Source organism: Gammaproteobacteria bacterium, assembly GCA_041395445.1.
Lineage (GTDB): Bacteria > Pseudomonadota > Gammaproteobacteria > Xanthomonadales > Marinicellaceae > NORP309.
On the sequence record JAWLAO010000008.1, the window covers coordinates 25,761 to 44,904 of the forward strand.

At 39.4% G+C, this 19,144-nt stretch carries 16 protein-coding genes and 1 pseudogene; 8 read left to right on the forward strand and 9 right to left on the reverse strand.

The genetic code is table 11. The features are described from left to right. Positions 1–1,874: pseudogene (gene mnmG, locus R3F25_12130) on the reverse strand (tRNA uridine-5-carboxymethylaminomethyl(34) synthesis enzyme MnmG). A gap of 160 nt (positions 1,875–2,034) precedes the next feature. On the opposite strand from mnmG, the gene R3F25_12135 reads away from it, so the two are divergent. Together R3F25_12135 and ylqF are read left to right on the forward strand one after the other, a co-directional pair. Next, positions 2,035–4,110, forward strand: coding sequence for a VCBS repeat-containing protein (locus tag R3F25_12135; GenBank protein MEZ5497551.1), 2,076 nt, complete (start codon positions 2,035–2,037; stop codon positions 4,108–4,110). A gap of 4 nt (positions 4,111–4,114) precedes the next feature. After that, positions 4,115–5,023, forward strand: coding sequence for a ribosome biogenesis GTPase YlqF (ylqF, locus tag R3F25_12140; GenBank protein MEZ5497552.1), 909 nt, complete (start codon positions 4,115–4,117; stop codon positions 5,021–5,023). Positions 5,024–5,038: 15 nt separating this feature from the next. On the opposite strand, the gene R3F25_12145 is transcribed toward ylqF, so the two are convergent. The 8 genes from R3F25_12145 to R3F25_12180 all read right to left on the reverse strand — a co-directional run bounded on the left by R3F25_12145 (position 5,039) and on the right by R3F25_12180 (position 14,420). Further along, complete coding sequence (locus tag R3F25_12145) at positions 5,039–5,926, reverse strand: peptidoglycan DD-metalloendopeptidase family protein (protein ID MEZ5497553.1); 888 nt, start codon at positions 5,924–5,926, stop codon at positions 5,039–5,041. After that, on the reverse strand, positions 5,923–6,582 hold the full coding sequence (locus tag R3F25_12150; protein MEZ5497554.1) for a protein-L-isoaspartate(D-aspartate) O-methyltransferase: 660 nt from the start codon (positions 6,580–6,582) through the stop codon (positions 5,923–5,925). The genes R3F25_12145 and R3F25_12150 overlap by 4 nt, the downstream gene beginning before the upstream one ends. After that, entirely contained in the window at positions 6,579–7,340 is a 762-nt protein-coding gene (surE, locus tag R3F25_12155; GenBank protein ID MEZ5497555.1) for a 5'/3'-nucleotidase SurE, read from the reverse strand. The genes R3F25_12150 and surE overlap by 4 nt, the downstream gene beginning before the upstream one ends. 82 nt (positions 7,341–7,422) lie before the next feature. Then, on the reverse strand, positions 7,423–8,202 hold the full coding sequence (locus R3F25_12160; protein ID MEZ5497556.1) for a hydroxyacylglutathione hydrolase: 780 nt from the start codon (positions 8,200–8,202) through the stop codon (positions 7,423–7,425). Positions 8,203–8,211: 9 nt separating this feature from the next. Further along, positions 8,212–10,494, reverse strand: a complete 2,283-nt coding sequence (locus R3F25_12165; protein MEZ5497557.1) for a TonB-dependent receptor — start codon at positions 10,492–10,494, stop codon at positions 8,212–8,214. An 85-nt stretch (positions 10,495–10,579) separates the two neighbouring features. After that, the gene (locus R3F25_12170; GenBank protein ID MEZ5497558.1) at positions 10,580–10,888 is read right to left on the reverse strand and encodes a hypothetical protein; all 309 of its coding nucleotides are present in this window, start codon (positions 10,886–10,888) and stop codon (positions 10,580–10,582) included. A gap of 147 nt (positions 10,889–11,035) precedes the next feature. Then, the gene (locus R3F25_12175) at positions 11,036–13,918 is read right to left on the reverse strand and encodes a penicillin acylase family protein (GenBank protein MEZ5497559.1); all 2,883 of its coding nucleotides are present in this window, start codon (positions 13,916–13,918) and stop codon (positions 11,036–11,038) included. A 202-nt stretch (positions 13,919–14,120) separates the two neighbouring features. Further along, positions 14,121–14,420 (reverse strand): cytochrome c, encoded by a 300-nt coding sequence (locus R3F25_12180; GenBank protein ID MEZ5497560.1) that lies wholly within the window; start codon positions 14,418–14,420, stop codon positions 14,121–14,123. A 144-nt stretch (positions 14,421–14,564) separates the two neighbouring features. Between R3F25_12180 and R3F25_12185 the strand changes: the two genes are divergently transcribed. From R3F25_12185 to R3F25_12210, 6 genes are all read left to right on the forward strand, one after another. After that, positions 14,565–14,789, forward strand: a complete 225-nt coding sequence (locus R3F25_12185; GenBank protein ID MEZ5497561.1) for a hypothetical protein — start codon at positions 14,565–14,567, stop codon at positions 14,787–14,789. 5 nt (positions 14,790–14,794) lie between these two features. Then, positions 14,795–15,169 (forward strand): GntR family transcriptional regulator, encoded by a 375-nt coding sequence (locus R3F25_12190; GenBank protein ID MEZ5497562.1) that lies wholly within the window; start codon positions 14,795–14,797, stop codon positions 15,167–15,169. Next, the gene (locus R3F25_12195) at positions 15,166–16,038 is read left to right on the forward strand and encodes an ABC transporter ATP-binding protein (GenBank protein ID MEZ5497563.1); all 873 of its coding nucleotides are present in this window, start codon (positions 15,166–15,168) and stop codon (positions 16,036–16,038) included. The genes R3F25_12190 and R3F25_12195 overlap by 4 nt, the downstream gene beginning before the upstream one ends. Beyond that, positions 16,035–16,985: a hypothetical protein gene (locus tag R3F25_12200; protein MEZ5497564.1), complete on the forward strand. Its 951-nt coding sequence runs from the start codon at positions 16,035–16,037 to the stop codon at positions 16,983–16,985. Before R3F25_12195 ends, R3F25_12200 begins: the two co-directional genes overlap by 4 nt. A gap of 96 nt (positions 16,986–17,081) precedes the next feature. Then, positions 17,082–18,176 (forward strand): homoserine O-acetyltransferase, encoded by a 1,095-nt coding sequence (locus R3F25_12205; GenBank protein MEZ5497565.1) that lies wholly within the window; start codon positions 17,082–17,084, stop codon positions 18,174–18,176. A gap of 121 nt (positions 18,177–18,297) precedes the next feature. Then, entirely contained in the window at positions 18,298–19,080 is a 783-nt protein-coding gene (locus R3F25_12210; GenBank protein ID MEZ5497566.1) for an AMP nucleosidase, read from the forward strand. Positions 19,081–19,144: the final 64 nt, after the last annotated feature.

Consider the following 19,144-nt stretch of genomic DNA (forward strand, 5'->3'; position numbering starts at 1 on the left):
TCAGCCAACCCTTTTCAAATGAACCAATAACAACGAAACGGCAGCTGGAGTCATTCCTTGAACACGGGTGGCTTGCCCGATAGTTTGGGGTTTGATTTTTATCAGTTTTTCGGTGAGTTCGGCACTCAGACCTGTGACGGATTGATAATCGAAATTATCAGGAATCGATTTGTTTTCCTGTGCTTTGGATTTTTCGATCTCAAAAAGCTGACGTTCCATGTATCCGGCATATTGGGCGTGAATTTCTATCTGATCAACAACTTTTTCATCTTGTAGATTGTTGGTTAAACCTTGAATTTCAGCCAGCATGGTGTAATTCATTTCAGGGCGTCTGAGCAAGTCATAAACCGTGACTTCCTTGGTTAAGGGAATTTCGGGATATTTTCCGGCAAATGCTTTGCCCAGTTCATTATGTGGTGTTAACCAAATTGATTGTAAATATTGCAATTCGGTATCAATCTTGGCTTTTTTCTTAGTAAAAAACTGCCAGCGTTCATCATCAACCAAGCCTAATTCACGGGCTTTTGGAGTGAGTCGCATATCGGCATTATCTTCACGTAACAATAAACGATACTCGGCACGGGATGTGAACATCCGATAAGGCTCGTTGGTGCCTTTGGTGATGAGATCATCAATTAAAACGCCGATATACGCTTCAGAACGAGTCGGACACCAGCCGTCTTTACCGGCTGCCTTACGAGAAGCATTCATACCAGCAATCAGACCTTGAGCACCAGCTTCTTCATAGCCGGTTGTGCCATTAATCTGCCCGGCAAAGAACAATCCTTCAACATATTTGGTTTCCAGAGTGTCTTTTAATCCTCTGGGGTCAAAATAATCGTACTCAATCGCATATCCTGGACGGGTGATAAAAGCATTTTCAAAGCCACGAATGGAACGAATAAAATTCAACTGCACATCAAATGGTAAGCTGGTTGAAATGCCATTGGGATAAAGTTCGTTAGTTTGCAAACCTTCGGGTTCAACAAAAATCTGATGCGAGTTTTTGTCGGCAAAACGCATGATTTTATCTTCAATCGACGGACAATATCTTGGACCTGTTCCCTCAATCACACCTGAATACATTGGTGAACGATCCAAACCGCCACGAATAAATTCATGAGTTTGCTCGTTGGTGTGGGTGATATAGCAGGAAACCTGTTGCGGATGGTCTTCGAGCTTGCCCATGTAGGAAAAAACCGGCATTTTTTCATCGCCCGGTTGTTCTTCCATAACACTAAAATCCACACTATTGCCATCGATTCGGGCTGGTGTTCCGGTTTTTAACCGCCCAACCTGAAATGGAAGTTTGCGTAATTTTTCTGCCAATGCCTTTGCCGGCGGATCTCCGGCTCTTCCGCCTTGGTGATTGGAAAGTCCAATATGTATTTTTCCATCCAGAAATGTACCAACAGTCAGAACAACCGTTTTGGCAGAAAAATCAAGCCCATTTGTGTGATACAGGCTGTGACCTTTCCATCTTCAATTACTAAATCATCAACCGCTTGTTGAAAGATTTCCAGATTAGGTTGGTTTTCAACCGATTTACGAATAAACGCCTTATACAAAGCTCTGTCGCATTGAGCACGAGTGGCACGGACCGCAGGTCCTTTGCGGGAATTAAGAGTTCGCCACTGAATACCGGCATGGTCGGTGGCACGAGCCATAATTCCGCCCATGGCATCAATCTCTTTAACAAGATGTCCCTTACCAATTCCGCCAATTGCCGGGTTGCAGCTCATTTGTCCAATGGTTTCGATATTATGCGTCAATAACAGTGTTTTAGAACCCATACGAGCCGCCGCCAATGCAGCTTCTGTACCCGCATGGCCACCACCAACAACTATAACATCAAATTCTTTATCGTAAATCATGTCGGCATTTTATCATTATCAATTAACTATCTATCAATAAATGCTAAATAATAAGATGAAATCCATTCAAATATGATATATTTTTCGTAATCATGAAGATATTATACCTAAATATTGTTTGTTTATTTATCTGCGCAAATTTATACGCAGACCAAACTATTTGGTCGAAAAAGACATTCTCGGACCTTCTATGGATGGACCTGTTTCTGTTGTAACAGCCCACATCAATAATGATACTCTCAAGGATTTGGTTGCCATTTCAATTGATGACGGGAATGTGCGCTGGTATGAAAATATAAACAATCAATCCTACTCAGAACATTATATTTTCACTAATGCACCCGGAGCTATTGCTCTGAAAACAGCCGATATGGACAATGATGGCGATACTGATGTGATTGTTGCATCCTATTTTGATAATTCAGTGAGGTGGTTTGAAAATACAACAACCTCTAAATGGATTGAGCATGTTATCAGTGACCAGGTCATGATTGCAACAGCCATTGATGTGGGAGATTTTAACGGTGATGGCCTGACTGATGTTGTTTCCGGTTCTTTTGAAAAAGAGGCCGTCTATCTGCATATTCAGAACAATGACGGAACATTTTCTCAACAAACAGTTGGATCAAATATTGAAGGAATCAGAAAAATAAAAGCCGGAAAAATAAATAATGACAATCATTTGGATTTTGTTACAGCTTCAAGCTCTGATGATACCATTCGATTATTCACCGGTGATGGAAGTGGAAGTTTCAATGTTTCAGTAATAATGAATAATGCCCTTTATGTCCGTTCGGTCAATTTGGTAGATATGGATCAGGATGGCGATATGGATATTCTTTCGGCTGCGGCGGAAGATGCGGTCTATCGCTGGCATGAAAACACAGGAAATGTTTTTATCAATCATACTTTGCCATTTTCCGCGACCGGACCTTATGATATTGCTGCTGCAGATTTGGATGGCGATGGCGATGTGGATGTTGTGGGCAATTCCACCAGTGACGGGATTATGCGTTGGTTTGAGAATGATGGTTCATTTGTGTTCAGCGAACACATTATTTCCAATAATCTCGATGGACTGGTGTCTGTTTTTATTGATGATGTCAACAATGACGGAACTCGGGACATTATTTCTGAAACCTATTTTGACAAAAAAATCCGAATCTTCAAAAACATCAACAATTCGTTTATTGATACAATCGCTTACAGCAAAATTGCAGAACATTCCACATCAGTTTCAGCAGCGGATTTTGATAATGACGGTGATTTGGATATTGCCAATTGTTCGTTTGAAGATGATACGGTCAGATGGTTGGAAAATAAAAATGGCAATTATATCGAACATATTATTTATGAAAATGTCGATGGAGCACGAACACTGGTATCGGTCGATTTGGACAATGATGGAAACATTGATGTTCTCTCAAGCGGTGCTTGGGATGATACGTTTTGGTGGCACCGGAATTTAGGAGAAGGACGTTTCAAGAGCAAATCTATTTTTACCAATGCGAATAATGCATCGGGAATCTATGCAGCAGATATTAATGGTGATGGAGTGCTCAATGTTGTTGGAGCATCCAGTTTGGATGATTCCATTCGTTGGTTTGAGCAAATTGACGGAGAATTCATCCCTCATTTGGTCAGCGACACTTCGGATGGTGTGATATCCGTTCACGTTAATGACCTTGATAACGACAATGACAATGATATTATTGCTGCAACTTATTTTGGCAATGGCATTGAAGTGCATGAGAACAACGGAAGCGGGCAATTTACCAAGCATTTGATATTTTCTCAGGCAACCCGAGCCTATTTTGTTCGCTCTGAGGATATGGATGGTGATGGCGATATTGATATTGTTTCAGCCTCAAAAGATGATGATAGCATTCGTTTATTTGAAAATATTGGTAACTTGCAATTCAACACTCATCTCATATTCAACAATGCGGATGCAGCTCATTCGGTCGATTTGAAAGATATGGATAATGACGGTGATTTTGATATCATTAGTGGCTCAGGAGTCGATAAAACCATCCGTTTATTCAGAAATGATGGCAATCTGCAATTTTCTACTGAAACTATTTTCAATAATGCCAACGGATTGCAATCTGTTTTTGCAGCGGACATGAATGGCGACGGACTTTCTGATATACTTTCGGCTTCTTATCACGATGATTCTGTTCGTGTGTTTACACAAGACACAATTATTTTTGCCAATGGTTTTGAAGCGGAGTGAATAAATGATTATCCAGTGGTTTCCCGGGCACATGCATAAAGCCCGCAAAGAAATCAAACAACGATTACCAGATGTTGATGTTGTTATTGAAATTTTGGATGCCCGTATCCCTTTCAGCAGCCAAAATCCATTGTTGACGGAAATTGCCGAACACAAACCCAATATCAAAGTTTTGAACAAACTGGATTTAGCCGATGAAGAAACCGTCAAAATCTGGCAGGAACATCTGGAACAAAACGAAAACATCAAAACCATTGCGCTCAGTTCCACAGAACCCGATAAAATTAAAACTATTGATGAATTATGCCGTAAAATTGCTCCGAATAAAGGTGAGCATCAGTTCATCTCGGCGATGATTATGGGAATCCCTAATGTTGGCAAATCAACCATCATCAATATTCTGGCAAACCGCATCGTTGCAAAAACAGGTAACGAACCCGCTGTAACCAAAGGTCAACAACGCATTAAAATTTCTGAGGATATAGTTTTATTTGATACTCCGGGAATGCTCTGGCCTCGGATTCGCCATGAAAACTGGGCACTGAAACTGGCTATTACCGGCGCGATAAAAGAAACAGCTATCAATTACGAGGATTTGGCTTTTTACTTTGTCAGATACTTGTATCACAATCATCCTCATGTTTTACAGGAACGCTTCGATTTACAGAATTTATCTGATGATGAATACACATTATTGGAGCAAATTGGTGCCAAACGTGGTTGTTTAAAATCAGGCAGAATGCTTGATTTGCAGAAAGTTTCTGGCATTCTGATAAATGAATACCGTAGTGGCAAACTCGGGAATTTCTGCCTTGAAACACCTGAAGATATTCAAACAGAGCTTCAACAAGCCGATGAAAATGACCGCATTCGGGAAGAGAAAAAAGAAGCTCGAAAAGCCAAAAAGAAATAGCTCTGAAATCTAAAATTATTTTGGTAAATAACCCAGAGGATTGACAGGTTGTCCATTCTTGCGGATTTCAAAGTGTAATAAAGCAGTTCCACTCGGATTTGTTCCACTTTTTGCAATGACTTGTCCTTGTTTAACCGTTTCACCTTCTTTCACCAAGCGCTTGGAATTATGTGCATAAGCACTTAAAAGATTGTTTTCATGCTTGATAATTATCAGCTCACCATAACCTCGCAATCCGTCACCGCTATAGACAACTGTTCCACTGTTGGATGCCAGAACCGATTGGTTAAGTGCAGCGGCAATATCAATGCCTTTTCTGGAAACATCACTGGCTAAGAATGTTTTAATCACCTTGCCTTTTATTGGCCAAATCCATTGGCTGTTTGAAGTCGGAAGCGGTGGTTCTTGGTAAACCACAGGTTTTGTTGTTGTACTTGTTGTATTATTTGGTTTATTGTTCGGTGGATTAGAAATTGGTTGTTTTATAGGTTGTTCTATGGGCTGTTTCACCGGAGTTTTGGTGGTTTGTTGAGCGACATTTGGTGTTGTGCTTAGCGGTTTTTTATTGTTGGTTGTTTGCGGTTTCTTTTGTGAAGAGGTTTGAGCAACTTTACCCGACAATTTGATTCTTTGTCCTGGGAAGATTCTATAAGGTGATTTAATATTATTGATTGCTGCCAAGGTTTTGTAATCTATTTCATTTCGGAAACCTATGGAATATAAAGTATCTCCTTTTTTTACCGTTACAAATTTTTTGTTATATTTTTTCTGACTGGAATGACGGATATGGCTTTGTGCTCTTTTATTGTTTCCGTATGCATCAGAGACCGGAGCCGGTTTATGTTTCGAGCAGGAACTGAGAACTAAAATACTAATGAAAACTGTAAATAATGCAGTTTTCATTTGCGCACAGTTCCTTGCAAAAACGGAACAAACATGACTGCACTGATAGTCTCTTCGGTATAGCCATTTGCTGTTTTTGTCACTTTAATCAGGTTTTGTTTCTTGTCATCTCCAACCGGAAGAATCATCACTCCGTTTTCTTTCAATTGGGAGACTAACTTTTCAGGAATTTGTGGAGGAGCGGCTGTAACAATGATGGCATCAAACGGAGCCTCACTCTGCCAACCGTCAAAGCCATCACCGGTTTTGGTGCGAATATTCCGATAACCCACCTGAATAAAACGCTTTCTGGCAACTTTTGTCAGTTCATCAATTCTTTCAACGCTGAAAACCTGTTTAATCAATCGTGATAAAACTGCAGCTTGATAACCTGAACCGGTACCGATTTCCAAAACTTTTTCGGGTTGGTTTTCAATCAGAATTTCGGTCATTTTGGCAACCACCCAAGGTTGGGAAATCGTCTGTCCGAATTTTATTGGCAAGGCGGTATCTTCGTAAGCCTTATGAGCAAGAGCCTCGTCCATAAAAATATGACGTGGAACAATCGACATGGCTTTCAAAACATCTTCATTGCTGATGCCCTTTTCTCGCAGACGCTCAACCATGCGATTACGGGTTCTCTGAGATGTCATGCCAATGCCGGAAGCGGTGTTCATACGATTTTTTCACTCCACTGCTTCAATTCATCCATGAGCGAATATTTCGTCATATCAACCTGCATCGGCGTTATAGATACATAACCTTGGTTGATGGCATGAAAATCGGTTCCTTCTCCGGCATCAGCTTCAGGACCGGCAACGCCAATCCAATAAATTTTCCGACCTCGGGGATCAGTGTCTTTGACAGTATTTTCTGCTTTGTGTCGATTACCAAAGCGAGTGACTTTAATGCCTTTAACTTTTTCCAATGGTAAATTCGGGAAATTAATATTTAAAATTGTATCTTTCGGAAGTGGATTGCTTTGCAAATGAGTGATGATTTTCTGAACGAAATACTGAGCCGTATCAAAATACCTGTGTCTATCTTTATTATGTTCAAAAGCCAAAGAGAAAGCCACCGCTGGCAAACCCAAGTATCGACCTTCAATTGCAGCAGCAACAGTTCCTGAATAAATCACATCATCACCGAGATTGGCGGCATCATTGATTCCTGAAACAACCATATCTGGCTCTTCTTTCATGAGACCTGTCAATGCCATGTGCACACAATCTGTCGGTGTTCCGGCAACTGAATACCAATTTTCCTCAGCCTTGCTAATTCTAACCGGACGATCGAGTGTGAGAGAGTTACTTGCTCCTGAGCGATCTCGGTTGGGCGCATAAACTGTTACTTTACCAAGAGATTGTAATGCAGCTGCGAGTGCTTTTATTCCTTTTGCCTGAATTCCGTCGTCGTTACTTACCAGAAAGTGCATTGATTAAGTTGATTTTAAAACGCTACATTATAAGTTACTTTACTGAGAAGAACCAGAAAGGAAAAAACACATTTCCGAAAATTTACCACTTATCACGCAAAGATCTGAGTGTGACAAAAACCTGCTTTTCAGTTTCACATTTTATCGGTAAGTTTTTAACGATTTCATCACTATCCAGTCGTAAGAAAGTATTGATTTCTTTCTCATCGGCAATCGTGGTGGTTAAAGGGTTATTAAAAACATCGTTATGTTGACACTTTTGTAACCATTGCTTCGCAACTTGGTTAGATGGTTCTCGATTCAAAGTAAAATTAAGATTGTTTTCCAAATAATCATGACCCGGATAAACGACAACATCATCATTCAGAGTAGATAATCTATCACGAATCGTTGTGTATAAATCCTCAACATTGCCACCATTATGACAATTTCCAACTCCGGCATTAAATAGAATATCACCGCTAAAAACACATTGAGCTTTTGAGTTTTCATACAGAACAAAACACAAATGAGCAAGAGAATGTCCGGGTGTATCAAGAATTTCCAAAATCACATCTTTGCTCAATTCAATGACTTCTCCACCTTTGAAAGTTCGGCTCAATTGTGGAATTTTGCCCTTACCATTCTCATGAGCCCAAACTTCACATTGATGTTGTTCCACCAATGCAGCATTCCCCTGAGTGTGATCCCAATGCTCATGGGTGTTTATAACCGCAATCAAATTCAATTGATTTTCATTAAGAACCTGATTCACCAAATCATCATTCCAGGGGTCGATGACATAAGCATTCAATTGAGATGTTTCAATAATATAAGTGAAATTTCGTAATCTGCTGTCTGTATAGATTTGGTGAATCTTCATATTAAAAACCTAGAATGTCATTCTTAAACCGGCAATAATGCTACGTCCGGGTTTTGGTGCAATATCCTTGATGAAAGAGGCATGTTCGCGAATTTCATTATCCAATAAATTTTGTACTTTGACAAACGCCAGCGAACTGAATCTTTCACCTTCGAAAACACGGTTGATTGTTAGATTTAAATCATCATAACTCTCAGTAGGCAATTCATATTCTGCCAGCTTATGTTGAGACATCGCATGAGTATAATCCAGGTTGAACGCCCAATCACCTCTGAGCATACCAATTTCACCACCAATTCGTGCCGGTGGAATGCGTGGAACGTTGCTGCCATCATTCAATTTTGCTAATGTTTTGTCGGTAAATAATCGGTAACTCCAATTGTTTCCATAGTTATCGTTATGTTTGTACGATACATCTGCTTCAAATCCTTTAAAAGTAGCTTTTTGCTGTTGATAAATAAACACCGGAACCTCTTCTACTCCATCACCGGTTTCTTGTAAGAAAATATAATCATCAATACGGTTGTAAAATAAAGCCAAGTTAAAAGTGAAGTCATTGTTTCGGTAACGGAGCCCAATATCAAAGTTGTTTGCAGTTTCTGCTTTCAAATCAGGGTTGCCGATTTCGATGGTATTGGTTGCCAAATGCGGAATCAGTTCAGATGCTCCTGATTGGTTTGAGAATAATTCTTCAGCAGTTGGTAATCTTTGAGCTGATGTTAAGTTGACCGGAAATGTCCAGTTGTCAGTTAAATTGAAAGTAGCTCCGAGTGATGCACTCAAAGCATCCTCTTTAATGGTTGACTGAATTTCGGTTTTGATTTCCTGCTTGTCATAGCGTAAGCCGAATTCCCCATGCCAGTTATCAAATTCACGTTCATCAATTGCAAAAATGCTGTAATTTTTTGTTTGTGAAGGAATGATAAATGCCTCGTCTCCCAAAGCTGAGAAATCACGGTTGGAATACTGAAATCCGAACACGCCTGAAAGATCCGCCAAACTTCCATGAGTCAGCTCCATTCTTAGCTCCTGTGCCTCATTGGAAAAAACCGTTCCGATTTCTTCTCCTTCCAGTTCAGCATGTTGATAATCAGTATCCGAATAATGTGTTTTCAGTGATTTGAAAAATTCTGATTGTGAAAAATCGTGCTTGCCTTTGATGTTCAAAATTGACTTTTGCATATCAATTCGAACCACTTCTTCATCATGTTCGTCACCACCTTCATGGTCATCACCTTCTTCTTCATGTTCATGAGCATGTCCCGGAATTCCATAATTACGGTTCAAATCTGAATAAGAGATTCCCCAGTATCCATTGTCATTGAACAATGAAAACCCAACATTATATCCATCGGCTCTAACTGAAGTATTTTCCAGCACACCACTAAATTCTTTATCCATTTCCTCCTCATGCCCTTCAGCTTCGTGAAGAATTTCGGACTCGGCATTGGATGGGATTTGATAATCTCCTGTGGATAAATCAAAATAACTAAAATGGGACATTAAGTTTTCACTCAAAGCGGAATTGAGACTTAAAACACCGGCACGTTCTTTCATAGTGCTATCAGATGCTCTGAATTCGACACCACCGTTGATACCATCAAAATCGGTGGTCGCAATGATTTCATCCAAAACATTCACCACACCACCAACAGCTCCACCGCCATAAAGCAGAGTTGCCGGGCCTTTTAAAACTTCAACTTGTTTAGCAAGCAATGCTTCGGAACTAATCCAGTGATCAGGACTCACAGTCGCTGCATCTTGAAGTGCAATATTGTTACTTAAAACGCTCACTCTGGGACCTTGCTGCCCGCGAATTACAATCTGTCCAGAACCTGCACCAAAACTACCTGAATTAACGCCCGTCACTTTATTTAGGGTTTGCTCCATGCTCAAAGAACGATCCATAATCAGTTGTTCTTCGCTCAAAATCGTTGCAGGAGTTGTCATTTTAAGAACATTATGTTCTAAAGGATTCGCTGTGACGACAATTTCTTCATAATCGAGGTTGCTGAGTTCAATAACAACAGGTTGGTTTTCCTGAAAATTGATATTGATATTGTAATGAGATTCTCTTGAGCCTTTGATATCGACTAGATATTTACCGTATTCAAGATTCTCAAATGTGAAATTTCCGGTTTCATCGGAAATTGTGGATTTTTCTTCTGTTGGGATGACAATTTCAACCCCTGATAAAGGTGAACCATTGTCACTGATTGTGCCTTTCACTGTTGCTGCATCGGCAAAACTACCGGATACAGCCAATACAAATAATAAATTTTTTGTGTTCATGTGTTTTCCTGTTCTTCATTGATTTAATTTTTAATTTATTAACTAATGACTAACAATCAGCACATGTTGTAGTTGTGTCTGATTGTTATGAAATCAACACAGGAGGGGCACGAGATTGGTAAAAACTAAAGGAAACAATACCTTCAGTTTCAATTTCTTGGAAAAATGTATTGTAACTTTCTGAGTCAATAAAAATCTCAACCTCAAAAGCAATATCCGTAAAAGCATTTGGGGTCACAATACATTGCACACAGGCAATGTCATTGTAATCAAACAGATGCTGAATTTGATGTTGTGATGTTTGAAATTGAATGGCACAAACAGCAGCAATAACAAAAACCAAACGAACCAGCGTCAGTTTGTTTTTTATTGTATGCAAATATTGTTTGTTCATTTTGAAAAATTATTAACCTAAAGCTACACTCTAATTATGGTGCTAATTCTTATAAATGCAAGCAGTTGATTTATTTGACCTCATAAAATAAAAAACCTGCAAAATTTTCATCTTGCAGGTTTGAGCATAATTGCTATTACAACAAAACTATGGTGAAAAATTCTCTCTGTCAACGGCTATGGCATCAATGATGTCAATATCAATTAACAATGGTAAATAGGAATTCACCAGATAGGAGAACAATTGATTGACATAATACACACCTGTGGTGATGTCTCCACTCTGACCACCCGGTATAACTTGATCCATGATTGGGCCCATTGGTGTCATTTCGCCGACAAAACGTCTTGCAGGACCGTGATTGTACATAAACTCGTTCAAACCATCCGCTCGGATACTATGACTGGAAGCATCCAGAACCTGATAACCACCAGATCTTGGAACACCTCTCAAACCATCAACTGTGCTGAAACCAAACAAACCGTTTGGCACAGATAAACTATCTCCCAAAGTGTGATCGAAACTAATTCGATGCAGTTTACCCCAACGATAATCCATAATGTTTGTAGAGTTTGCAAATGCTGGTGCAAAATCATCACTCGCCAGCATATTCAATGCCTGAACCAGACTTCCTAATAGGACATAATCACGAGCATCTTCGCGAGTTGGTGCTTGTGGATTGGTGAAGAAGTTGATACCTGATGCACCATAACCTTGATTGGTATCAAAGTTATCGAGTAAGTTCTTAAATCCGTTAAAAGCATATTTGCTGCCAGGTAATTGCGGAGCAAGCAAATCCTGCCCAATTGCAGCATCATATCCTTTAATCGTTGCATCAATGGTATTTTGTACAGCCATTGAACGCCATGCAGAATAAATCGTTGCAGCAACTGAGTTATTGATTTCAGTTTCACTTGGTTCGCTCAAAGCAAATGGATTTTCAAAAGGATCATAACCCTCTGCCAACCCTGTAGGCATTGAATAATCCCACATGCTTAGTTTTTCGATACTGGATAAAACTCTTGGGTCTGCTAAGAACTGTTGGATTCCCGGCCATGCATCATTGCTGCTTGCATTATTAAACGCATTTAAAATATGTGGAACAATTAACTCAGCATCCATGGACTGATTATTCGCTTGCCACATTTTCATATCAAACGAATCAACTTTTCCACCATCGGCCATAGCATTTTCCATCAAACGATCCAAACGGCCCATACGATAGGTTGAATAACCGCCTTGAGAGATGTAATACAAACCACCACCCGGACGCAGTTGGTTCAGAACATTGTTATCTAGTGAAACCCCGATTGGATCATTGTTTGCATTACCAAACCAACCTCTTTCTGGGTTTTCCCAATGAGGCATTTCCGCTTCAGGAATAATTTCATATTTTGATGCTTGATTCGGTTGCGGGTTATCAACAGCCAACCACTCATTCAAATGATTTCCTGATCCATCACGGATAAACATTGGCGGAGCTCCATCAGGAGCCATTAGCGTTTGTAAATCTTCGCGAATTGGTACTTCTGCACCGGTATAATAGGCAATATTTCCATAAATATCCGCTACACCAAAGTTCTGCGAACCAACATCAAATTTAGTTGTGGCATCACGGAACTCATGAATATCACGAGCTCTTGCCATGTCTAAAAAGGCTTCCAGTTCATGAGTTGCCTCAAATCCGGTAAACTGCATGGAAACTGCACGATTATTCTCTGAATCAATACTCAAAATCGGACCATTGCTTCTTCTTGGAACTACAAATGTGATTCCACCGGCGTCATAACCAATATGTTGGTCTTCAACATTATCCATCACACCATCTCCAATTTGGTTGGCATAATAGACTTGGAAAATCCACTCAATAGGTTCTTCCTGACCTTGATAAACAGTATGAGTCGGCAAGCCGAAAATATTAGTTTTAATATCTTCAAAGTAAAAATCGGTTTCATCAACCGGGTGAACCGTACTTCCCCAACACAAATACTGGTTACAACCTTGTGCAATCGCAGGAGCACCTGGGAAACCAACACCGGCAGCATTAAACTCACCTTCAGCATATAAATGAATCGGGTAAAAAACAGACGGATAATTGAGGCTTAAGTGCGGATCATTGGCAACCAAAGGATAACCGCTTTCAGTGTTAGAACCAGAAACCGCCCAGACATTCGAGCCTTTATCAAAGGTGCCATCATTTTTCAGTTTTTTCAAATGATTGTCGTTCGTCCAGGTGTTGAAAATCTGCTTCGCCAGATTGATGTCAGTTTCAGAATACTGTGTGAAATTTTTCGTATCCATCTTTTTGTTACCTGACAAAATCGCTCCGCCAATAGATTCTAAAAATCCCGGAACAGTCACACGGTCATCCGGTGGTGCTGAACGATACAAATCTTCCATAAACAAAGCCGTACCATCAAAACCGGCTAATGCTCCAACCTGTTGGAATGTTCCCAAAGCAATGGTCCAGTCCACCTCTTCTAAATCATTTGATAAATCAAACGCTAGTAATTTAACAATTGCCAAAGAATCTAACGGTGACCAGCGTTCGACAGATGTGAGTTCCAGACCTGCGTATTCAATTGGTAATGGATTTTCAGCTAACCATGCATTCACACCATTAGCGTAAGAACGAAGTATCACCTTCATCTCATCAGATGCTTCCATATAACTTCTGATAGCAGCTCTGGAAAAACCAATTGTTCTTAACTGAATGTCTGCTGATAAACCTGCTGAACCGACTAGTTCAGCCACCGTACCATTTGCCAGTCTTCTGGTATAGTCCATCTGAAACAATCTGTCTTTTGCATGCTGATAGCCATTCATAAAAGCCATATCAGCCAAAGATGATGTTTTTATGGTAGGAATTGATGTCTCTGGATACATCACCTCAGCCGGGTTCATCAAACCATTGAGTGGTACTGCATCTCCTGCCAGAACACCGCTTGAAAACGAAAGTCCCATAGCACTGATTAAAATTCCTCTTTGAATCAGATTTGCAGGGCGAAATCTTTTTATTTTATTATTCATTAAATTGTCCCCTAAATTGGATTTAAAAAATATTGACATTTCATAAAGTGAAAATCCCTATGATTCTAACATATTTTCTCTGGACATTGGGGCTATTTTGTTGAGATTAAGCTTTACAAAAGGCGAGTTTATTCTACTTACAAAAAAACACCGAGTTGATTTCACAAATCGGTGTTTTGAGAAGTTTAGCTTAAAAAGAGACTTATTCTACTTTTTTGAATTTGTAGTAGTTGGTATTCAGATATTCAACAACGTTTTCTTCATCTTCTTCAAACCAACCCAGTTCGGTCATCATCACGCAACGATGAACTTGCTTTTTCAAGGCTTCCAAATCATTCACTTTACGTTCTTCTGCCGGACGTGTGAATACAGAACTATCATGACAGGCGACACAATCATTCTGATAGAGAGATTCTCCTTCTTCAATGTCAGCGGCATTGACTGAAACCGACAATGAAACCATCAATAAACTGCTTAAAGCAATATTTTTCTTTAAATTCATAGCGTTGCCCTCGTTATTAACAAATTGTTGAAAATATATTAAACCACAAATTCGATAAAATCAAAGAAATTAGATAAAAAACTCTTGCAATAGTTTTAGTGTTATACTAAAGTAGAACACCGTAATACACACAAAGTGAAAACTATGAAAACACAAGCGAATCAAATATTAACTGTTGTCGGTTTCTTCAGCCTTTCGATTTTATCGACTTTGGGAGTTTGTTGGGGAGTGACGGATTTGGCTTACGGAAGTTCAAAAACTGAAATTCAGGAAAAACACATTTTGAATATTGAAGTCAAAACTGAAGACTCCATTGGTATTGGCAAATCCATTCGTTTATTAATTCCTAAAACTTTATTGAAAGGATAAACTCAATGAGCTTTCAGTGGAATGACAAGGAACCAATCTATCTGCAATTGCGAGATCAAATCCGCAATATGATTTTGATTGGTGACTTAAAAGAAAACGAAGCTTTGCCATCGGTGCGACAGGTTGCTGCTGACTACCAACTCAATCCAATCACTGTGTCGAAAGCATGGCAGCATTTAGTTGATGAAGGGCTGGTTGAAAAAAAACGCGGACTTGGGATGTTCGTTATCGAGAATGCCAGAGAACAACTCATGAAATCGGATCAGGAACACTTTCTTAAAGTGGAATGGCCACAAATCGAATTACGAATAAAAAATCTTGGAATAAATATCAACACACTTATTTCATCTTTAAAAGAAGTTGCAGGGGAAAATAAATGACAATTGCATCACAAGACATTGTCAATGCAGTCGGTTTATCAAAAAACTATGGTAAATTCAAAGCACTGGACAATGTAAACATTAATATTGGAAAGGGGAAAATTGTTGGTCTGATTGGGCCAAATGGCGCGGGGAAAACCACTTTATTGAAATCATTACTTGGCTTAACATCTTACGATGGTGATTTGCAAATTATGGGGTTGAACCCTTTTAAGCAAAGAGCTCAGTTGATGGAAGACATTTGTTTTATTGCGGATGTTGCTGTTTTACCGGACTGGATTAAGGTTTGCGAGTTGCTTGATTTTGTTGAACAAACACACGCTAAGTTTTCCAGAGAAAAAGCGGAAGGTTTTCTTAAGTCAACTAAAATTAAGAACAACCAGAAAGTAAAGTCTATGTCCAAAGGCATGGTGGTACAATTGCATCTGGCAATCGTTATGTCGATTGAAGCCAAACTTCTGGTTCTCGATGAACCAACCCTAGGTCTGGATATCATTTATCGTAAAGAGTTTTACGATAATCTTCTCAATGATTATTTTGATCATGAGAGAACAATCATCATCACCACTCATCAAGTCGAAGAAGTGGAACACATTTTGACAGACTTGTTATTTATCAAAGACGGAAAAATTGTTCTTGATTCCAGCATGGAAGAACTGACAGCCGATTATCTGGAAGTCATGATGCCATCCGAGAACTATGAAGATGGAATGAGTTTCAACCCATTAACTGTGAGAAAAATATTCGGAAAATATGTCATGCTGTTTAAAAATGTCAATCGTGGTGAGTTATCCGCTTTAGGTGAAGTGCAAAGACCGGGAGTGGCTGATCTCTTTGTGGCGTTGCTGAAAGATGGAGGTTTATCATGATTAAAACAATGAAAGCATTGGTCAGAAGAGAATTCTGGGAAAATCGCGGGGCTTTTGTCAAGACACCAATTATTGTTGGGATTGTATTCTTGGTTTTAACAATAGGTGCTTATATTACTACATTGGTTCTTTCCAAGAAAACAGGTAGTGACGAAATACTAAAGGATGGAGTTTTGGAGTTAGCAAGTATTGAGTCTGGAAAATTAGGAATCTTTTGGGATATGCAAGTGTTATCAAGCTCCACTTTGTATTTCATGATTTTATTTTTCATCATTTTCTTTTATCTTCTAGGTTCGTTATTTGATGACCGCAAAGATCAAAGTATTTTATTCTGGAAATCATTACCGGTCAGCGATGCACTAACAGTATCATCAAAACTTTTAACAGCTTTACTCTTTGCACCATTGGTTTTTATGGGGATTTACGTCATTGTATTTTTTGCTGAAATGATATTATTCTCTATTATTTTGATGATTCACGGGCTCAACCCCATAAAACTAGTGTGGATACCAATGAACTATTTTGCAACTTTTAAACTTCTGTTTCTTGGAATTGTTGCCAAGATGCTTTGGGGATTGCCGGTTTATGGTTGGTTAATGTTTAGTTCTGCTGTCAGCAAAAGGAGACCATTTTTATTTGCTGTACTAATACCATTGCTTGTGAGTGCAATCTGGTATTGGATAAATATACTGACTTTCAAATTTACTGATTGGAGTATGTTTAAAGAGCCTTTGAGATATTTATCACACGGTTTGTTTCCATATGCATCAACTGATTGGAAAGGAGAAAAGTTTCGTTTTGAAATAGAAGATGGCTCAACCATTAATGCAATCACTGACGGAATGATAAATTCGATGTTTGGTACTAAGATTGTTTATGGTGCTATTTTCTTTGCAGTCTTCTTCACCCTGTCCATTTGGATAAGAAGATATAGAAATACAATCTGATTTCGCATAAAATACCAAAAGTCACTGAAAAAGCGACAGTTTCTATGTCGCTTTTTTATTGTAAAGCATACTGAATCGATTCTTAAAAAACAATCTATGGCAAATCATCTTAAAATTTTTCACTTGAATGGTTTTCAGATGCGTCATGGTGGAGAAATCAATCAGGGAATTCTCGCTTACGAAACCTGGGGGCAACTCAACGAAGACAAGTCAAATGCCATTTTGATTCTCACCGGTTTATCAGCCGACTCGCACGCGGCCAGCCACAATGAAAAAGACACAGCCGGTTGGTGGGAATACATGATTGGCCCCGGAAAAGCGATTGATACGGATAAATGGTTTGTATTTTGTGCCAGTTCCCTAGGCAGTTGCAAAGGCTCAACAGGGCCGTGTTCACCAAATCCTTATACCAAACAGGCTTATAAATTCACATTTCCTGATCTGACTCTGGAAGATATTGCCAACTCAGCGCTTTCAGCAATTCAATCACTAGGAATATCGCAACTGGCATGTGTGATTGGACCCTCGATGGGAGGTATGTCGTCTTTGGCATTGATATTACAGCATCCACAATGCACTCGACACATGATTAACATAGCAGCCGGTTGCCATTCCGAACCTCTAAGTACTGCCATAAGATCGCTGCAACGCGAGGCAATTTTACTGGATGAAAACTTTAACAATGGCAATTATTCCAGCGATGAATGGCCAACCAAAGGGATGAAACAAGCCCGCAAACTTGGAATGCTATCATATCGTTCAGGACTAGAATGGAAAGACCGTTTCCCCAGAAAACTCCGCCAACGACCGCACAAACCTTTTGGTATCGAATTTCCTGTTGAAAGTTATTTAGAGTATCATGCAGAAAACTTTATCCACAAATTTGACCCTATGAGCTATATCTATCTATCACGGGCAATGGACTGGTTTGATGCTTTTGATTATGCAAAAACCGACCGATGCAACCCATTCAAAAATGTTGAATTACAATCCGCTTTAGTTATGGGAGCAAAAACCGACTTGCTATTCCCTTCTCACCAACAAAAAGAAATTGCCGAATTATTGTCGAAAACCGGCTGCAATTCCACACTCAAAATCACCGACTCCATTCAAGGCCACGATGCATTCTTGGTCGATGAAGAAAATTATTCAGCAGAGATTGCTGAGTATTTGAATCAATTAGAAATTTAATTTCAGACCTGTCTTTTAGAGGAACTGTTCATACTTATCAGAAGCTAAGCATTAAGTTTTTTGCAGTTTTCCTCAAAAAACTGTAAAATCCCCCGGCAATTTCAAACAAGGAGAAAAAATAATGATAACAAAAGAAGAAATTGTTTCAAACTGGCTGCCAAGATACACAGGAACGGAGCTCAAAGATTTTGGCAAGTACATTTTGCTCACCAACTTTTCCGATTATGTTTACCGGTTCTGCAAACACACCGGAGCAGAAATTCAGGGTGAAAACCGTCCTATGAGCAATGCCACACATGATGGCATTTCAATCATTAATTTTGGCATGGGTTCTGCGAATGCCGCCACGGTGATGGATTTGCTCAGTGCGATTCAGCCCAAAGCCGTATTATTTTTGGGAAAATGTGGTGGTTTAAAAAAGAAAAATAATCTCGGTGATTTGATTCTGCCATTGGCCGGAATTCGTGGCGAAGGAACATCCAACGACTATTTACCCCCGGAAGTTCCTGCATTACCATCGTTCAAATTGCAAAAAGCGGTTTCCGCTACTATTGCTGATTACGATAAAGATTATTGGACAGGAACGGTTTTCACCACCAATCGTCGGGTTTGGGAACACGATGAGGAATTCAAAAATTATTTGCGAAAATGTCGTGCTATGGCGATTGATATGGAAACTGCAACGATTTTTTCCACCGGTTTTGTCAACCAAATTCCAACAGGTGCCTTATTATTGGTCACGGATCAACCAATGATTCCTGAAGGCGTGAAAACTGAAAAAAGTGACAATCAGGTTTCCAAATCCTATGTTGATGACCATATCAAAATCGGCATTGATGCCTTGAAAGAAATTAAAAATGATGGTTCATCCATGCGCCATCTGAAATTTGGTGGTTGGGAGTAACTACGAATTATTTAATTTTTTCTACCATGAAGTGCATGTAGGACTTGAAGAACTAATTGAGTAA

Excerpts from the sequence above, each read along its gene's own strand:
- ylqF (MEZ5497552.1), top strand. The coding sequence starts at position 4,115 with ATGATTATCCAGTGGTTTCCCGGGCACATGCATAAAGCCCGCAAAGAA.
- R3F25_12150 (MEZ5497554.1), bottom strand. The coding sequence starts at position 6,582 with ATGAACACCGCTTCCGGCATTGGCATGACATCTCAGAGAACCCGTAAT.
- R3F25_12145 (MEZ5497553.1), bottom strand. The coding sequence starts at position 5,926 with ATGAAAACTGCATTATTTACAGTTTTCATTAGTATTTTAGTTCTCAGT.
- R3F25_12170 (MEZ5497558.1), bottom strand. The coding sequence starts at position 10,888 with ATGAACAAACAATATTTGCATACAATAAAAAACAAACTGACGCTGGTT.
- R3F25_12175 (MEZ5497559.1), bottom strand. The coding sequence starts at position 13,918 with ATGAATAATAAAATAAAAAGATTTCGCCCTGCAAATCTGATTCAAAGA.
- R3F25_12195 (MEZ5497563.1), top strand. The coding sequence starts at position 15,166 with ATGACAATTGCATCACAAGACATTGTCAATGCAGTCGGTTTATCAAAA.
- R3F25_12185 (MEZ5497561.1), top strand. The coding sequence starts at position 14,565 with ATGAAAACACAAGCGAATCAAATATTAACTGTTGTCGGTTTCTTCAGC.
- R3F25_12200 (MEZ5497564.1), top strand. The coding sequence starts at position 16,035 with ATGATTAAAACAATGAAAGCATTGGTCAGAAGAGAATTCTGGGAAAAT.
- R3F25_12190 (MEZ5497562.1), top strand. The coding sequence starts at position 14,795 with ATGAGCTTTCAGTGGAATGACAAGGAACCAATCTATCTGCAATTGCGA.
- R3F25_12160 (MEZ5497556.1), bottom strand. The coding sequence starts at position 8,202 with ATGAAGATTCACCAAATCTATACAGACAGCAGATTACGAAATTTCACT.
- surE (MEZ5497555.1), bottom strand. The coding sequence starts at position 7,340 with ATGCACTTTCTGGTAAGTAACGACGACGGAATTCAGGCAAAAGGAATA.
- R3F25_12205 (MEZ5497565.1), top strand. The coding sequence starts at position 17,082 with ATGGCAAATCATCTTAAAATTTTTCACTTGAATGGTTTTCAGATGCGT.
- R3F25_12180 (MEZ5497560.1), bottom strand. The coding sequence starts at position 14,420 with ATGAATTTAAAGAAAAATATTGCTTTAAGCAGTTTATTGATGGTTTCA.
- R3F25_12165 (MEZ5497557.1), bottom strand. The coding sequence starts at position 10,494 with ATGAACACAAAAAATTTATTATTTGTATTGGCTGTATCCGGTAGTTTT.
- R3F25_12210 (MEZ5497566.1), top strand. The coding sequence starts at position 18,298 with ATGATAACAAAAGAAGAAATTGTTTCAAACTGGCTGCCAAGATACACA.